This window comes from Brachybacterium massiliense (assembly GCF_900184245.1).
GTDB classification, from domain to species: Bacteria; Actinomycetota; Actinomycetes; order Actinomycetales; family Dermabacteraceae; genus Brachybacterium; species Brachybacterium massiliense.
In genome coordinates this window covers 172,870-188,422 of the sequence record NZ_FXXB01000003.1, presented here as the reverse complement: position 1 = coordinate 188,422, position 15,553 = coordinate 172,870, and the positions used below count along the sequence as shown (strand labels likewise).

The window sequence follows — 15,553 nt, the reverse complement described above, 5'->3', positions numbered from 1 at the left end:
GGAACGTGGTGGGGTGCGTCTGCCGCGGATCACGGATCGAGGCGGCGCCACACCAACAGGCCGTCGCGGCGAGCGACCTCGATCCTACCCGGAACGGACACGGCAGCCTGACCGCGCCATGAGACGACCAGGGCGTCGATCGCGAGGACCTGGCGTCGAAGCAGGGACTTCGTCGTGCCGGAGCCCTCTGCGGTGCGGATTGCGCGGTCAGCGGAACGTGAGGCGTCGCGCAGGATGCGGGTGCGCAGCGGGGCCGCGATCGCGGCCAGGGCGTGGACGTCCAGCAGCAGCAGATCGCCGTCCTGTCGCAGCTCGCCGCCGTCGCGGCGCAGGGAGGCCAGCAGCTCACGGGCCTCGGCGTCGAGATGGTCGACGTCCGGGCGCACCAGGTCGGCGGTGCGGGCGAGGTTCTCGTCGATCTGCTCGCCGAGGATCTCGCGCAGCAGCGGCAGGGCACGGTGGCGCACCCGGGAGCGCAGCAGAGTCTGGTCCGCGTTCATGGGGTCCTCCCACCACTCCAGGTCGTGCAGGCGGCAGATCTCCTCGGTGTCGGCACGGCGCAGGGCGGTGGTCTCGTCGCGCCCGGTGCCCAGGAAGGGACGCAGCAGGGCGCCGCGGGCACGGAGGATCCCGGCCAGGGAACGGGGGCCGGCACCGCGGGCCAGTCCCATCAGCACCTGCTCGGCCTGGTCGTCGAGGGTGTGGGCCATCAACAGGGCGAGGCCCCCGCGCTCCTCGAGGGCGGTCTCGAGCGCCCGGTGGCGCGCGGTGCGGGCGGCGTTCTCGATGCCGCCGGGGGCATCGGCGTCGACCTCGACGCGCAGCACGTGCGCGCGCAACCCGAGCCGTTCGGCCTGGGCGACCGCGCGCTCGGCGATCTGCGCGGAGCCCTCCTGGAGGCCGTGGTCCACGATCGCCGCCTCGGTCTCCAGGCCCATCCGCGAGCCCACCCAGGCGGTGGTCGCCAGCAGCGCGAGCGAGTCCGCTCCCCCGCTGCAGCCCACCAGCAGGCGGGGCGAGAGATGCCCGACGGCGGTGTCGTCCGCGAGCGCCTCCAGACGGGAGGCGAGCGCGGCCCGCACGGCGGTGCGGGCACGGGCCACGACGGGCGGCGGGCCGGCCATCACGGCAGCACCATCTCGGCCGCGACGTGGTCCACGGCGGCGCGGGCGGCCTCGGCGTCGGCGCCGTCGAAGCCGTGCACCACGATCGAGTAGCCGACGGTGCGGCCATCGGGCAGCACCGCCACCCCGGCCAGGGTCGCGGCGCCTCCGAGATAGCCGGTCTTGCCGCGCACCAGGCCGGAGGCCGCGTCGGTGTCCTCGTCGTCGAAGCGCTCCGCGAGGGTGCCGGACAGCCCGGCGACGGGGATGTCGAAGAGGATCTGCTCGAGGGTAGGCATCCCCCCGGAGGCCACCTGGGCGAGGACCGCGGACAGCAGCGCGGGTGGCACCCGGTTCTGACGGGAGAGACCGGATCCGTCGCGCAGGGAGAGGGACCCGAGGGCCTCGTCCGGCACACCGAGCTCGGCGGCCAGCTCCCGGACCTCCGCCTCGACCGCGGCTGCGGCGCCGGCGGGGGTGGTCGGCTCGCCCCGGGCGAGGGCCACCAGGTGGGCGAGCAGCTCGGAGGTGGTGTTGTCCGAGATCAGCAGCGTGTGCCGCACGATCTCTGCGAGCGGTTCGGAGTGGATCTCGACGGAGGGGGCGGCCTCCGGGGCGGGGCGCTCGCTCACCTCGCCGGTGACCTCGAGCCCGGTATCGCCCACCAGCTGGGCGAATCGTTCCGCGGCGTCCCCGGCCGGATCGGTGGACTTCGGTCCGTACTGCTGGCCGTCGAGCCATCCGCCGTCCACGGCGAGCGAGGCGGTGGGCGTCACCCAGCCACCGGCGGTGCCGTTGTTCCCCCAGGCCTCGTTGTGCCCTCCCACGAGGTAGCTGTCGTCGTAGGCGATCTCGACGCTCCCCTCGCCCTGGGCCTCGGCCAGCTCGACGGCCTGCACGGCGAGATCCCGCAGCTCCTCCCCGCTGAGAGTCATGTCACCGCCGCCCACGAGGGTGATCACGCCGCCCTGGACGGTCGCGCGCGTGGTGAGCACCTCGTCCCCGCTGTACTGGCGCAGCGCGGCCGCCGCGGTGAGCAGCTTGAGTGTCGAGGCGGGCACGAGCGCCGTCTCGGCGCTGCGCTGGGCGAGGACGTCCCCCGTGCCGGCATCGACCACGCTGAAGGCGAGGCGGTCGTCGACTACCGGCAACGAGACCCACGACGACATGCGTTCTTCCAGGTCAGCACTCTCGACGGGAGTGGTCGCGGACGATGGCGGGGTCAGCACGTCCTCCGGGGCGAGCCGCTCCCACTCCTCGGCGACGGCCCGGGGACCGGCCTTCGGCCCCTCCTCGACGGTGCGGACCGTGAGCACCCCGGGGAAGGCGTCGGTGAGGTCTCCGAGCACGTAGAAGCTCGTGGGCACCGCCGCGCACATCACGATCGCGGTGGTGCGCCAGATGCGTTCAGATGCTCTCAGCGCCATGCGCCCCACGATATGGTGTCCGGGTCATTACCAGTGCCCCACGGGGCCGGAGCAACGGAGCCGCTGTCGTGGAATTCGACGTGACCATCGAGATCCCTCGCGGGAATCGGAACAAGTACGAGGTGGACCACCACAACGGTCGCATCCGGCTCGACCGGATGCTCTTCACCGCAACGCGCTATCCCGATGACTACGGTTTCATCGAGGGGACCCTCGGGGAGGACGGCGATCCGCTGGACTGCCTCGTCCTGCTCGAGGAGCCCACGTTCCCGGGATGCCTGATCCGCTGCCGCGCCCTGGGCATGTTCCGCATGCGCGACGAGGCCGGCGGTGACGACAAGATCGTGGCGGTGCCCGTGGGCGACCGTCGCCAGGTGCGACGTCAGGAGCTCACCGACGTCTCCGAGTTCCACCGCCTGGAGATCCAGCACTTCTTCGAGGTCTACAAGGACCTCGAGCCGGGCAAGAGCGTCGAGGGGGCGCACTGGGAGGGCCGCAGCGACGCGGAGGCGGAGATCCGCCGCTCCTACCAGCGTGCGGTCGGCACCGAGCACGCCAACGAGTTCACCCAGGAGATGTGAGGCGCTCCGGGACCCGCCCGCGGCGTCCCGGATCCCCTGGCACGAGCAGGAGGGCCGTCCCGATCGGGACGACCCTCCTGCTGTGTGCGCCCGGAGACTGCGCGGGATCAGCCCTGCAGCTCGCGGCGCTCGGCCGCGATCTCCCCCTCGAGGGTGGGGCCGTGGGCGAAGATCTCGAGCATCGCCTCGACCACGGACCTCGAGACCGCGCGGGTGCCGATCCCGCCGAGCACGGCACCGATGCCGAAGGGCAGCACTCGCAGCACCCAGAGCCTGCCCGCACGGGAGACCACGCGGCGGCGCACGTAGCGCGAGACCTGCTTGCTGATCAGGCTCGGCAGGAAGCCTCCACCGCCCCCGAGGACGGCCTGCCACTGCAGCCCGTGCTTGCCCATGGTCCTGGCGATGATCCGGGTGCCGCGCTCTCCGCCGAGCACGCCCATCAGCACCAGGCGGCGCGTGGAGGCGTCGGTCATGTCCACTCCGTGGATCTCCGCGGAGGCGAGGGTGAGGAAGGCGCACGCCTCGGCGAAGGAGATGCCCTCGCCGACGGTCAGTCCCACTGCCGCCACGGTGCCCAGCCCCGGCAGCGCCGCCACGCCACCGACACCCGCGCCGGCGAGGGTGGTCAGGGTGGTGAAGCGCGTGGTGACGTGCTCGAGCAGCTGGCGGTCCGTCGCCTCGGGGTGCTTCCTGCGCAGCGCGGCGACATAGCCGCGCGCGAGCGGCGCCTGCACGCGCAGCGCCGTGTCGATCAGTTCCAGCCAGGGCTCGTCGATCTGCTCGATGAGCCCGCCATCACCCGGCAGGGCGCCAGGCGCATGGGGGTCCGGCTGCGGGGTGTACGGTTCGCTCTGGGCCACCGTCGGCTCCGTTCTGTCGATTCGTGAACAGGGTCAAACTACCGCCTGGACCCGTGCATTCCTGGAGGAAGCGCGGGGCGCGCGAGCGGCCGCGCGGTCAGCCGATGACGACCTCGCCCTCGCCGAGCTCGGTGATCTCGCCGCTGAGGCCCAGCAGGCGCACGGCCTCGCCGAGATCGGCGTAGTGCCCGGAGTAGGCGGCATCGATGTAGGAGCGGGGGACGGCGAGATCGTGGCAGAGGGTCCCGGCCAGGTGGTCGGTCTCGTGCTGGAGGATCCGGGCGGTCCAGCCCAAGTGCTCCTCGTCGACCTCGCGCAGCCCGCCGTCCTCGAGCAGCTCGGTCGCGCGCAGGCGCACCCGGCGCGAGCGCGGCACGATCGACTGCCAGCCGTCGACGGAGAGACAGCCCTCGAAGGCGTAGACCCGCTCGGTGCCCAGCGGCTCGAGCACCGGGTCCAGCAGGTAGCGCAGTGCGAGCGGCCGCCGTTCGAGCAGGTCGTCGTCGGGGTCCTCCCCCTCGTCGGCGGCGAAGCTGTCCTCGATCACGTAGAAGCGCAGCGGCAGGCCCACCTGGGGTGCGGCCAGGCCCACCCCCGGCGCCTCGCGCATGGTCAGCGTCATCGCCTCCGCGAGCTCGAGCAGCAGCTCGACGTCGAGCCGCTCATGCGCGGTGACGGCCCGACGGCGCAGCGCCGGATGCCCGGCCTGCACGATGCGCAGCGGATCGTTCTCCCTCTCGCGGCGGTCGAGGATCTTCCGGGTCAGCTCAGTGATGTCCACCCCGCCAGTATCCCGCAGCCCGGGCCCCTCCCGTCCGGCGTCCACAGCCCTCGCCCCGCACCGGTGACAGGGCGGAGCGGCGGCCTCCGCGTCGCACTGCCAGGAGCGCGCCGGGAGAACGCTGTCCCGACACGCGAGATCCAGGGAGAGGGATGTCACCGAGAGCGTGAGACGTGGGATACACTCGCTCAAGCCGGTGCGACGGAGCACCTCTGTGAGAGCGACATCGACCCGGCCGACCATCACTTCACAACGGACCGTCCGGCACGTACCTGCCGGTGAAGGAGAACCACCATGGCAACAGTCACGTTCGATAACGCCTCACGCGTCTACCCGGGCCAGGAGCGCCCGGCCGTCGACAACCTGAACATCGAGATCGGCGACGGCGAGTTCCTCGTCCTCGTCGGCCCCTCCGGCTGCGGCAAGTCGACCTCGCTGCGCATGCTCGCCGGCCTCGAGGAGATCGACGCGGGCCGCATCCTGATCGGTGACCGCGACGTCACCGACGTGCCGCCGAAGGACCGTGACATCGCGATGGTGTTCCAGAACTACGCGCTGTACCCGCACATGACGGTCGCCGACAACATGGGCTTCGCCCTGAAGATCGCCGGCACCCCGAAGGCCGAGATCCGCAAGCGCGTCGAGGACGCCGCCGAGATCCTCGACCTCACCGAGTACCTCGACCGCAAGCCGAAGGCGCTCTCCGGCGGTCAGCGTCAGCGTGTGGCCATGGGCCGTGCGATCGTCCGCTCGCCCCAGGTGTTCCTCATGGACGAGCCGCTGTCGAACCTCGATGCGAAGCTGCGTGTCTCCACCCGTACCCAGATCGCGTCGCTCCAGCGTCGCCTGGGCGTCACCACGGTCTACGTCACCCACGACCAGACCGAGGCCATGACGATGGGTGACCGCGTGGCGGTGCTCGATCGCGGCGTGCTCCAGCAGATCGACTCCCCCCGCCGCATGTACGACCACCCGAACAACGTGTTCGTCGCCGGCTTCATCGGCTCCCCCGCCATGAACCTGTTCGATGCCCCGCTGTCCGATCAGGGCGTCGAGTTCGGCGGCGCGATCATCCCGGTGGATCGCTCCACCCTCTCGGAGACGGACGAGACCCACGTCACCGTCGGCGTGCGTCCCGAGGACCTCGAGATCGCCCCCGACAACCAGGGCCTGGCCGTCGAGGTCGACCTCGTCGAGGAGCTGGGCGCGGATGCGTTCATCTACGGCCGCCGCGTCGGCAGCGAGGAGACGGCCAAGCCGTTCATCGCTCGCGTCGACGCCCGTCGTCCTCCGGCCAAGGGCGAGACGGTGTACTTCCGTCCCTCGCCGGAGCACACCCACCTCTTCGATGCGAAGAACGGTCAGCGACTGGGCGACTGACCCGCACCAGAAGCACCGCGCGACGGGCGTCCGGCTGCTGCCGGGCGCCCGTCGCCGTCCTGCCCCGCAGGTTCTCGCGGCAGTCGGCGCGCCGAGGCGACGTGACATGATGCCGGGAGTGGTCGAAGCGTCCTCGCTCGGGAGAGAATGGAGCAATGGCACCTCTGGAGATCACCGCGTCCCGAGCAGATCCGGCTCTGCTGGACCTGCCGTGGGAACAGCCGCTGGAGCAGTGGCCCGAGGAGATCCTCGCCGCCCTCCCCCGCGGCATCTCTCGTCACGTCGTGCGCTTCGTGCGCGTCTCGGGCCGAGTCCTGGCCCTCAAGGAGATCACCCGTGATCTCGCCCAGCGCGAATACGAGATGCTGCGCGTGCTGGGACGCCTCGGCATCCCCTGCGTGGAGCCGTTCGCCGTGATCTCGGGGCGCACCACGCGGGAGGGCGAGCCGCTGGACGCCGTGCTGATCACCCGGCACCTGCAGTTCTCGCTGCCCTACCGCGCAGTCTTCAGCCAGGTCTCGCGCCCCGACACGGCGCACCGGCTGCTGGACGCGCTGGCCGTGCTGCTGGTCCATCTCCATCTCGAGGGCTTCTACTGGGGCGACGTCTCGCTGTCCAACACCCTCTTCCGCCGCGATGCGGGCGCCTTCGCCGCCTACCTCGTGGACGTCGAGACGGGCGCGCTGCACGAGAAGCTCACCGCCGGGCAGCGCCAGTACGACCTGGACCTCGCGCGCACGAACATCATCGGCGAGCTGATGGACCTGCAGGCCGGCGACATGTTCGATCCGGAGGCGGATCCGGTGGCGGTGGGCGATGATCTGGTCTCCCGCTACGAGGACCTGTGGGAGACCCTCACCTCGCGCGAGCGGTTCTCCGCCGACGAGCGCTGGCGGGTCTCCGCCCGCATCGAGAAGCTCAACGCGCTGGGATTCGACGTGGGCGAGCTCGAGATCACCACCGACCTCGACGGCACCACGCTGTCGATCATGCCGAAGGTGGTCGACGCGGGCCATCACGCCCGCCGCCTGATGCGCCTGACCGGCATCGATGCGCAGGAGAACCAGGCACGCCGCCTGCTCAACGACCTCGACCAGTTCCGCGCCGACACCGAGCAGCAGCTCGAGGACGAGGAGTTCGTGGCCCACGAGTGGCTCAAGGACCAGTACGAGCCCGTGGTGCGCGCGGTGCCGCGCTCGATGCGCTCCAAGCTCGAGCCGCCCGAGTTCTACCACGAGATCCTCGAGCACAAGTGGTTCCTGTCCGAGCAGGCCGGCCAGGACGTCAGCCTCGACGACACCGTGCGTCACTACATCCTCAACGTCCTCATCCACCGGCCCGACGAGCGCTCGCTGGTGACGACGGAGACCTCCGCCCTGCCGATCTTCGACTCCTGAGAGGGCCGTTTCCCTGATGCTGCGTCCGCGCGGCGGCGCTCCGGCGCGGCTGCAGAACCTCACCCTGCGCGATCAGCTGGGCGTGGACCGACTGGGCCTGCGCCTGCTGCAGATGATGGCGGGGCTGACGGGCTTCGGCGTCTCGCTCGCGATGCTGCTGGAGTCCGGGCTCGGAGGAGCCCCCTGGGACGTGCTCCATGCGGCGCTCGCCGACCGCCTGGGCCTGACCGTGGGCACGGTGAGCATCGCCGTGAGCTTCGTGCTCCTGGTGCTGTGGGTGCCGCTGCGCGAGCAGATCGGGATCGGCACGGTCGCGAACTCGATCTGGGTGGGCGTGAGCATCGACCTGGGGATGCTGGTGCTGCCCGAGGCCCGCTCCCTCGCGCTCGCCGTGCTGATGATGGCCGCGGGCGTGGTGCTCAACGGGATCAGCGGCGCGGTGTACATCGGGGCGCAGCTCGGTGCCGGGCCCCGTGACGGGCTGATGACCGGGCTGGGCCGTGTGCTGAGCCGCCCCGTCGGCCCCGTGCGGATCGTGCTCGAGGTGCTCGTGCTGGTGACCGGCTGGGCGCTGGGCGGTCCGCTGGGAGTCGGGACGGTGGTCTATGCGATCGCGCTGGGCCCGGTGATCCAGCTCGCGCTGCCGCATGTGACCATGCCAGTGCGCGCGGTGCGGGGCCGGGAGGACCCCGGCCCCGCGCACCGCTCCTCTCAGGCCAGGCCCTGACGCTCCCTGACCCCGGAGAGCTCGTACAGCGCGATCGCGGCGGCGACCGAGGCGTTCAGGGACTCCGAGCGCCCGCCCATCGGGATCGAGACCACCTGGTCGCTGATCTCGCGGGCGAGGCGGGACAGGCCCTTGCCCTCGGCGCCGACGACCAGCGCGACCGGCTGGGTGCCCAGCTCGAGCCCGCGGGTGGTCACATCGCCCTCGGCGTCCAGGCCGAGCACGAACACGCCCTTCTCCTTGAGGGAGGTGAGGGTGCGGTTGAGGTTGGTGACCTGGGCGACGCGCACCCGGCCCGCCGCGCCGGCGGCGACCTTCCACACGCTCGCGGTCATCGAGACGCTGCGCCGCTCGGGCAGGATCACCCCGTGCGCGCCGAAGGCGTCGGCGGAGCGGAGGATCGCCCCGAGGTTGCGAGGATCGGTGATGCCGTCGAGCGCCACCAGCAGCGGCGGCTCGAAGCGATCCGCGGCGATGTCCAGCAGATCATCGACGTCCGCGTACTCGTAGGGCGGGATGGTCAATGCCACGCCCTGGTGGACGGCGTGGTCGGTCATCCGGTCGAGGTCCGCGCGGGTGGCCTCGGCGATCGGCAGTCCGCGCGCGGTGGCCAGGCGCATGATCTCGCCCACCCGCTCATCGGTGTCCAGGCGCACCATCAGCGTCAGCTTGGTGGCGGGCACGTCCTCGCGCAGCGCCTCGAGCACTGCGTTGCGGCCCGCGACCTGATCGCTGCCGGGCTGCTTGCGGGCGCCCTTCGCGCCGGGGCCGCGACGTCCGCCGCCGCCCGCCCCGCCGGAGGTGCCCTTGTACGCCTTGTGCGCGGGGCGGTCCTCGGCCTTGGGCGTCGGGCCCTTGCCCTCGAGCCCGCGGCGGCGCACGCCGCCGGAGCCGACGGTGGCGCCCTTCTTGCTCTTGCGCACCGCGCCGCGGCGCGAGCTGTTTCCTGCCATCTGGCGTCTCCTCAGTCCTTCAGTTCGTGGTCTCGAGGGTCCATCGGGCGCCCTCCTGCCCGTCCTCGATGCGGATCCCCGCAGCGCTCAGCGCGTCGCGCAGCGCATCGGCACGGGCCCAGTCCTTCTCGGCCCGCGCGGCCTCCCGGGCCGCCAGCTGGCTGGTGATCAGGGCGTCCAGCGCGGCATGCTCGGCGCCGCTCGTGCCCCCGTCGGCCCGCCACCGGGGCGAGAGCGGGTCCAGGCCGAGCACGTCGAGCATGGCGCGCAGGCGGCCCAGCCCTGCGGAGATCTCCGCGCGCTCGGCGCCGGCCGCGCCGCGCGCGAGCAGGGTGTTCAGGGCCGACTGCTCGCGGTGGATCACGGCGAGGGCCTCGGGCACGGCGAGGTCGTCGTCCATCGCCGCAACGAAGTCCGCCGGCAGCTCGATCGCCACGAGGTCCGCCTCGGGCGAGACCGCGGGATCCTGCTCGCCGAGCAGCTCCGCGGCCCGGCGGGCGGTCGCGCCGAAGCGTTCCCAGACGGTCTCGGCCTCGCGCATCGCCGTCGCGTTGTACTCCACGGTCGCGCGATAGTGACCGCTGACCAGGGCGAGCCGCACCGCAGGGGTGGGGTGCTCGGCGAGGGCGCGGGCGGCGGTGACGAAGTTGTCCAGGCTCTTGCCCATCTTCAGCCCGTCCACGGTGAGCACCCCGGAGTGCATCCAGGTGCGGGCGAAGCCGAAGCCGGCCGCATGGGACTGGGCCTGCTCGTTCTCGTGGTGGGGGAAGCGCAGGTCGAGCCCGCCGGCGTGGATGTCGAAGGTCTCCCCCAGGTACTTGCGGCTCATCGCGGAGCACTCGAGGTGCCAGCCCGGCCTGCCGCGCCCGAAGGGGGTGTCCCAGGAGGCGGTCTCCGGCTCGCTCGCCTTCGCCGCCTTCCACAGCGCGAAGTCGCGGCGGTCACGCTTGCCCGGCTCCATCTCCTCGCCGGCGTCCTGCATGTCCTCGAGGGACTGCCGGGTGAGCGATCCGTAGCTCGGATGCGAGGCGACGTCGAAGTAGACCGAGCCGTTCCCGTCGGCGTAGGCGTGGCCGCGCTCGATGAGCAGCTGCATCAGCTCGATCATCTCGGGCACGTGGCCGGTGGCGCGCGGCTCGTAGCTGGGGCGGCGGTTGCCGATGCGGTCCAGGACGTCCTGGAACTCGCGCTCGAAGCGCAGCGACCAGGCCCACCAGTCCGCGCCGGCCTCGGCGGACTTGATCAGGATCTTGTCATCGATGTCGGTGACGTTGCGGATGTGGGTGACCGCGAGCCCGCTGCGCTCGAGCCAGCGCACGAGCACGTCGAAGGCGAGGAAGGTGCGCAGGTGCCCGAGGTGCGGGGCGCCCTGGGTGGTCGGTCCGCAGACATACAACGACACCGCCCCCTCGTGCACCGGCTGGAAGGGTGCGACGGATCGGGTGGCGGTGTCGTACAGGTGGAGAGTCACCCCACCAGGGTACTGCCCCGCGGTGCGGCCGACGGCCTCGGCGCACGCCGCAGCGGCAGGGGGACGCTCACTCGGCGCGGGCGCTGACCTGCTTGCCGTAGAGCTCCTCGAAGGTGTCGTCGTAGGAGACGGCGTTCTGGCGCCGCTTGCCCTGGACCGCGCCCACCGCGGCCTGCGCGGTCTCGATCGTGGTCTCGGGGGCCTTGAGCTTCTTGGACACCAGGAAGGCGACCAGGCCGAAGATCGCGCCGAGCACGACGAACACCCCGGCGACGATGAGGAACGCCGCCCAGTAGGGCAATCCGAGCGCCTCGAGGCCGGTGGCCGCCGCGAACAGCAGCATCACCCAGGCGGAGAGCAGCAGGAACAGCAGCACCGCCGCGCAGGCGGCGATGATGGTGACCTTGATCGCGAGGGCCCTGAACTCCTTCTTGGCGATGTCGATCTCATGGTGCACGACACCGAGGAGCTCGTCCCGGATGGACTGGACGAGCTCGCCGATGGACCGCTGGGTGGGCGGCGTGCTCGGGTCGTTCGTGGTGTTGATCATGGGTCGGAGCCTATCTCAGGGAGGTGGAGGTTCGTCAGGTACGCGAGACGGCTCAGTCGACCGAGATCCGCTTGCGCCGGGTGGTCTCGGGCCGGGGCCCCGCCGAGCTCGTGCGCCGCACCACCAGGGACGGGGCCACGGCCACGTCCCGGGGCGGGGCCTCGTCACCGGAGACCCGGTCCACCAGGAACTGGGCCGCGAGGGCTCCCAACCGGTCGGAATTCGGGTCGACGCTGGTGACCTGGGAGATGCCGGAGGAGGCGAGCGAGGTGTTGCCGTAGCCGGCCACCGCGAGCTCCTCGGGGACGCTGAAGCCGGCGTCGCGGGCCGCGGAGAGCAGCCCCACCGCGGTGACGTCGTTCGCGCAGGTCACCGCCGTCGGGACGCGGCTTCCGCGCAGCAGCATATCTCCGGCGGTCTGACCGACCTGCTCGGTGAAGTCGCCCGGCTCGACCCGGGCCAGCTCGCCCAGGCCGTGACGCTCCATCGCCTTGCGGAAGGCGTCCGCGCGCTCGCGGGCCACGGCCGCGCCCACGCCGCCGATGTGGGCGATCTCGCGATGGCCCAGGCTCACCAGGTGGTCCACCAGCAGGCCCTGACCCACCTCGTCGTCGATCCGCACGGTGTCGAAGCGGCCCACGAACTCCTGCGAGCAGCCGATGCCCACCAGGGGCCGGTTGCCGGCGGCCTCGAGCACGCTGTCCATGTCCGCGAGGTCGGAGATCATCAGGAAGCCGTCCACCCCGAGATGGACGAGGTTCTCGATCGCGTCGGTGTCCGCGGCCACGGGGTACTCGGGCACGCGGCGACGGGTGGGGACCACCACCGCGGTGCGGCCGGTCGCGGTCAGCTCGATGCGGATCGCGCGCACCAGATCGGAGATCCAGGTGTTGCGCATGGTGTTCACCAGCACGGCCACCACGCCTCGGTGCTCGGTCTCCTCGCTGAGCTCCTCGAGCGGGAAGCGGAGCCGCTCGGCGGTCTCGCGGACCCGGCGGATCATCTGGGGCTTGATCTCGTCGGACTCCCGCAGCGCGCGCAGGGCGACCGCGCTGGAGATCCCCAGCGAGTTGGCGACGTCCCGCAGGGTGCCGCGGTCCTGGCCGTCGTCGCGCAGCTCCGCGGCGGTGCGCTCGACGTTCTCGACGACCTGGCCGGTCGCGCCCTCGTCGTCCTGCGGGGTGGCGGTATCGGAGGCGGGGTCGATGGACCCCTCGGAAGAAGTGGCGTCACTGCTCATGGGACCCATTGAACCGCATTCGGGGCCCTGACCCGGGGCGGTCCGGCCGCTGATGCGTCGCAGATCGCTCCGAGCGGGGGTTTTCCCCCGCACAAGCGGAGGGCGCGCACCGTGGAACGGAGCGCGCCGCGCCGCATATCGTCAGGGCATGGACATTTCCTCCGCCCGCGACGCGGCCCCACGGCGCTCGCGGCTCTCCCCCGCCGCCCTCGCCTCCGTGGTCGTGGGCGGCCTGCTGCTGGGCAGCTGGTTCTGGGTGAGCCTCGCGATGCTCGTGGGCGGCGTCTCGGCTCTGCCCGCGCTCGGCAGCGGACTGCTGCTGCTGGTCCCGTGGCTGCTGGTGATGCAGCTGGCGGTGCGCATCGAGCGGCGGCGGGCGGTGGCGATCCACGGCATCCGCGTGATCCTCCCTCCGCGGCGGCGCTCGATGCGCACCGGGGCGGCCGGCTGGCTGCAGGATCGCTGGTTCGAGCTGGGCACCGGCGCGTTCTGGCGCGGAGTGCTCCACCATCACCTCGCGATGCTGGTCACCGGGATCTTCGCGGTGATGGCCCTTGTGATGCTGTGGCTCGGCTGGGCGGCGTGGGAGTCCGCTCTGCTGCGCGGGCCGCTCGAGCTCGGCGGGCGGGAGCTGAGCCGCTGGGTGCTGGCGATGCTCGGCACGGCGGGGCTGCTGGCGGCGGTGGGGTCGCTGGCGCTGGGGGCTCTGGCCGATCGAGGGCTCGCGCGCGGCCTGATCTCCGGCTCGGAGGACGATCTGCGCGAGCAGGTCGCCGAGCTCGCCGAGCGCCGCCGCGGCGCCGTCGATGCGGCGGCCCAGGAGCGCCTGCGCATCGAACGCGATCTGCACGACGGGGTCCAGCCCCGCCTGGTGAACCTCGCGATGACGCTCGGCGTCGCAAAGCGCGCGATCCGGGAGGATCCCGAGCGCGCCGAGCGTCTGGTCTCCGAGGCCCATGCCGAGGCGAAGGCCGTCATGACGGATCTGCGCCAGCTCGCCCGCGGCATCCATCCCGCGATCCTCGAGGACCGCGGCCTGGACGCCGCGCTCTCCGCCCTCGCCGCCCGCTCCCGCATCCCCGTCGACCTGCGGGTGGACCTGCGGCCCGGCGAGGAGCCGGTGCTGGACCGCGAGCTCGAGGCGGTCGCCTACTTCGTCGTCGCCGAGGCGCTGACCAACGTCGCCAAGCACGCCGAGGCGAGGACCGCCGAGGTCGTCGTCGGCCGCACCGCCGAGGCGCTGCAGGTGCGGGTCGCCGACGACGGCCGCGGAGGCGCCCGGCTGCGCCGCGACGGGCACTCCACCGGCCTCGCGGGCCTGACCGACCGCGTCCGCGCGACCGGCGGCCGGCTCGAGGTCACGAGCCCGCCCGGCCAGGGCACCGTCCTGACCGCCGTCATCCCGCTGGGGCCGCGCCACCCCACCGCACCCCTGGAGGCCCTCCGATGAGGATCGTGATCGCTGATGATGCCGTGCTGCTGCGCGCAGGGCTCGAGCGGCTGCTCACCGACGCCGGCCACGAGGTGGTCGCCGCGGTCGGCGACGGCAACGCTCTGCTCGGCGCCGTCGCCGAGCACCGGCCCGATCTCGCCGTGATCGATGTGCGCATGCCCCCGACCTTCACCGACGAGGGCATCCGCGCCGCGGTGCTGATCCGCCGGCAGGATCCCGAGGTGCCGCTGCTGGTGCTCTCGCAGTACGTCGAGGAGCGCTACGCCTCGGAGCTGATCGCGGACTCGCCCACGGGCCTGGGCTACGTGCTCAAGGACCGGGTCGCGGATGTGGAGGACTTCCTGGGCGTGGTGGCCGACGTCGGCGCCGGCGGCACCTGGCTGGACCCCGAGGTGGTCCAGCAGATCTTCATCCGCTCACGGCGCCGACGCTCGCTCGAGGGGCTCACGCCCCGCGAGCGGGAGGTGCTCGCGCTGATGGCCCAGGGCCGTTCGAACCAGGCGATCGCGGACACCCTGTTCGTCTCGGCCGGGAGCGTCGAGAAGCACATCTCCTCGCTGCTGGGCAAGCTCGATCTCCCGCCGGTGGACGGCGAGAACCGACGGGTCATGGCCGTGCTGCGCTACCTCGAGTCCGAGGAGCGATGATGACCGGCACCCTCCACGCCGACCCCGCCCGGCAGCCCGTGGAGCAGGAGCCCCGCTACGAGCCGGGCCGGCAGCTGACCCCCTCCCCTCAGCAGGATCGTCCCTGGCGGGTGCTCACCGTCCTCATCGGCGCGGTGACGACGCTGCTGGTGGTGGCCGGATTCGCCCTCGCCTCGGTCAGCAGCTGGATCGCTGTGCGCGATGTGGACGAGATCCCGGCCGTGACCGCCCTGGGCACGCCCGCCTCGCTCTCCCTGACCAGCACCGTCGGCACTGTGCAGGTGCTGCCCTCGGCGGACGTCGAGGAGGTCACCCTCGCCCTGACGGAGCCGGGTTCGACCGCACTGCCGGCAACCGGTCAGACGGTGCGCGCCCATCTCACCGAGGTCGCCGGCGCCTCGGGCACGACGGTGACCGTGCGCCAGCCCGAGCGGGTCAGCATCGCTCCCTGGACGAGCCCGGATCGTGACGTGCTGGTGCTCGTGCCCGTCGGCCATGAGCTCGCGCTCGATCTGCAGGCGGACGTCGGTGACATCCAGGTCGACGGGGAGTTCACCTCCCTGACGGCGCATTCGGACGTCGGCTCGCTCCGCCTCGGTCCCCTCTCCGTGGACGGCGAGGTGCGGGCAAGCTCCCAGGTGGGCGACATCAGCCTCGAGCTGGACTCACCGGGCACCGAGTCGATCGGCCTGCGCACCACGGCCGGTTCTGTCGCCCTGACCCTCCCGGCGGATGCCGAGACCAGGATCGATGTGCTCACCGAGCTCGGCGACGTGCAGGTCTCGCTGCCCGGGGCGGAGAGCTGGGATGTCACCACCGCGACCGATCTCGGGTCCGTCTCGATCGATCCCTCGCTCACCCGCGGCTCGGCGAGCGAGGGACGGGAGCTCACGGTGACCTCGAGCCTCGGGGACATCAGCATCACCCGCTGACCGCCTCCTCCGCGCGGCCCGTCGCGGCATGACGCAGGGCGGGTGCCC

Annotated in this window: 15 protein-coding genes; 7 read left to right on the top strand and 8 right to left on the bottom strand. The window is 72.1% G+C overall.

What is annotated here, in order from left to right; all coding sequences use genetic code 11:
- Window positions 1-29: 29 nt before the first annotated feature.
- Together tilS and BN4251_RS01160 are read right to left on the bottom strand one after the other, a co-directional pair.
- A complete protein-coding gene (gene tilS / locus BN4251_RS01165) occupies window positions 30-1,124 on the bottom strand; it encodes a tRNA lysidine(34) synthetase TilS (RefSeq protein ID WP_087483343.1) in 1,095 nt (364 codons plus the stop codon).
- On the bottom strand, window positions 1,124-2,530 hold the full coding sequence (locus tag BN4251_RS01160) for a D-alanyl-D-alanine carboxypeptidase (RefSeq protein ID WP_087483342.1): 1,407 nt from the start codon (window positions 2,528-2,530) through the stop codon (window positions 1,124-1,126). The genes tilS and BN4251_RS01160 overlap by 1 nt, the downstream gene beginning before the upstream one ends.
- 68 nt (window positions 2,531-2,598) lie before the next feature.
- Between BN4251_RS01160 and BN4251_RS01155 the strand changes: the two genes are divergently transcribed.
- A complete protein-coding gene (locus tag BN4251_RS01155) occupies window positions 2,599-3,111 on the top strand; it encodes an inorganic diphosphatase (protein ID WP_087483341.1) in 513 nt (170 codons plus the stop codon).
- A 107-nt stretch (window positions 3,112-3,218) separates the two neighbouring features.
- On the opposite strand, the gene BN4251_RS01150 is transcribed toward BN4251_RS01155, so the two are convergent.
- Entirely contained in the window at window positions 3,219-3,974 is a 756-nt protein-coding gene (locus BN4251_RS01150) for a hypothetical protein (RefSeq protein WP_245810142.1), read from the bottom strand.
- 97 nt (window positions 3,975-4,071) lie between these two features.
- Complete coding sequence (locus BN4251_RS01145) at window positions 4,072-4,755, bottom strand: peptide deformylase (protein WP_170931768.1); 684 nt, start codon at window positions 4,753-4,755, stop codon at window positions 4,072-4,074.
- A 294-nt stretch (window positions 4,756-5,049) separates the two neighbouring features.
- Between BN4251_RS01145 and BN4251_RS01140 the strand changes: the two genes are divergently transcribed.
- The 3 genes from BN4251_RS01140 (at window position 5,050) to yczE (ending at window position 8,259) form a co-directional block, all read left to right on the top strand.
- Window positions 5,050-6,135 carry an ABC transporter ATP-binding protein gene (locus tag BN4251_RS01140; RefSeq protein ID WP_087483340.1) on the top strand — a complete coding sequence of 362 codons (1,086 nt, stop codon included), beginning with the start codon at window positions 5,050-5,052 and terminating at the stop codon, window positions 6,133-6,135.
- Window positions 6,136-6,290: 155 nt separating this feature from the next.
- Window positions 6,291-7,532: a DUF4032 domain-containing protein gene (locus tag BN4251_RS01135; protein ID WP_087483339.1), complete on the top strand. Its 1,242-nt coding sequence runs from the start codon at window positions 6,291-6,293 to the stop codon at window positions 7,530-7,532.
- Between the two features lie 16 nt (window positions 7,533-7,548).
- On the top strand, window positions 7,549-8,259 hold the full coding sequence (yczE, locus tag BN4251_RS01130; protein ID WP_087483338.1) for a membrane protein YczE: 711 nt from the start codon (window positions 7,549-7,551) through the stop codon (window positions 8,257-8,259).
- On the opposite strand, the gene rlmB is transcribed toward yczE, so the two are convergent.
- The 4 genes from rlmB to BN4251_RS01110 form a co-directional block, all read right to left on the bottom strand.
- Window positions 8,244-9,212, bottom strand: coding sequence for a 23S rRNA (guanosine(2251)-2'-O)-methyltransferase RlmB (gene rlmB / locus BN4251_RS01125; RefSeq protein ID WP_087483337.1), 969 nt, complete (start codon window positions 9,210-9,212; stop codon window positions 8,244-8,246). The two genes, yczE and rlmB, sit on opposite strands and share 16 nt — an antisense overlap.
- Window positions 9,213-9,231: 19 nt before the next feature.
- Window positions 9,232-10,683 (bottom strand): cysteine--tRNA ligase, encoded by a 1,452-nt coding sequence (cysS, locus tag BN4251_RS01120; protein WP_087483336.1) that lies wholly within the window; start codon window positions 10,681-10,683, stop codon window positions 9,232-9,234.
- 67 nt (window positions 10,684-10,750) lie between these two features.
- Complete coding sequence (locus BN4251_RS01115) at window positions 10,751-11,233, bottom strand: phage holin family protein (protein ID WP_087483335.1); 483 nt, start codon at window positions 11,231-11,233, stop codon at window positions 10,751-10,753.
- A 52-nt stretch (window positions 11,234-11,285) separates the two neighbouring features.
- The gene (locus BN4251_RS01110) at window positions 11,286-12,473 is read right to left on the bottom strand and encodes a LacI family DNA-binding transcriptional regulator (protein WP_170931767.1); all 1,188 of its coding nucleotides are present in this window, start codon (window positions 12,471-12,473) and stop codon (window positions 11,286-11,288) included.
- Between the two features lie 148 nt (window positions 12,474-12,621).
- On the opposite strand from BN4251_RS01110, the gene BN4251_RS01105 reads away from it, so the two are divergent.
- The 3 genes from BN4251_RS01105 to BN4251_RS01095 are packed head-to-tail and all read left to right on the top strand — an operon-like array spanning window position 12,622 to window position 15,505.
- A complete protein-coding gene (locus BN4251_RS01105) occupies window positions 12,622-13,923 on the top strand; it encodes a sensor histidine kinase (protein WP_087483333.1) in 1,302 nt (433 codons plus the stop codon).
- The gene (locus tag BN4251_RS01100; protein ID WP_087483332.1) at window positions 13,920-14,573 is read left to right on the top strand and encodes a response regulator transcription factor; all 654 of its coding nucleotides are present in this window, start codon (window positions 13,920-13,922) and stop codon (window positions 14,571-14,573) included. The genes BN4251_RS01105 and BN4251_RS01100 overlap by 4 nt, the downstream gene beginning before the upstream one ends.
- Window positions 14,573-15,505: a DUF4097 family beta strand repeat-containing protein gene (locus BN4251_RS01095; RefSeq protein WP_087483331.1), complete on the top strand. Its 933-nt coding sequence runs from the start codon at window positions 14,573-14,575 to the stop codon at window positions 15,503-15,505. The genes BN4251_RS01100 and BN4251_RS01095 overlap by 1 nt, the downstream gene beginning before the upstream one ends.
- Window positions 15,506-15,553 lie beyond the last annotated feature (48 nt).

Coding starts and splice junctions, on each gene's coding strand:
- yczE (WP_087483338.1), top strand. CDS start 7,549: ATGCTGCGTCCGCGCGGCGGCGCTCCGGCGCGGCTGCAGAACCTCACC.
- BN4251_RS01140 (WP_087483340.1), top strand. CDS start 5,050: ATGGCAACAGTCACGTTCGATAACGCCTCACGCGTCTACCCGGGCCAG.
- BN4251_RS01160 (WP_087483342.1), bottom strand. CDS start 2,530: ATGGCGCTGAGAGCATCTGAACGCATCTGGCGCACCACCGCGATCGTG.
- BN4251_RS01115 (WP_087483335.1), bottom strand. CDS start 11,233: ATGATCAACACCACGAACGACCCGAGCACGCCGCCCACCCAGCGGTCC.
- BN4251_RS01110 (WP_170931767.1), bottom strand. CDS start 12,473: ATGAGCAGTGACGCCACTTCTTCCGAGGGGTCCATCGACCCCGCCTCC.
- BN4251_RS01100 (WP_087483332.1), top strand. CDS start 13,920: ATGAGGATCGTGATCGCTGATGATGCCGTGCTGCTGCGCGCAGGGCTC.
- rlmB (WP_087483337.1), bottom strand. CDS start 9,212: ATGGCAGGAAACAGCTCGCGCCGCGGCGCGGTGCGCAAGAGCAAGAAG.
- BN4251_RS01105 (WP_087483333.1), top strand. CDS start 12,622: ATGGACATTTCCTCCGCCCGCGACGCGGCCCCACGGCGCTCGCGGCTC.
- BN4251_RS01135 (WP_087483339.1), top strand. CDS start 6,291: ATGGCACCTCTGGAGATCACCGCGTCCCGAGCAGATCCGGCTCTGCTG.
- tilS (WP_087483343.1), bottom strand. CDS start 1,124: ATGGCCGGCCCGCCGCCCGTCGTGGCCCGTGCCCGCACCGCCGTGCGG.
- BN4251_RS01095 (WP_087483331.1), top strand. CDS start 14,573: ATGACCGGCACCCTCCACGCCGACCCCGCCCGGCAGCCCGTGGAGCAG.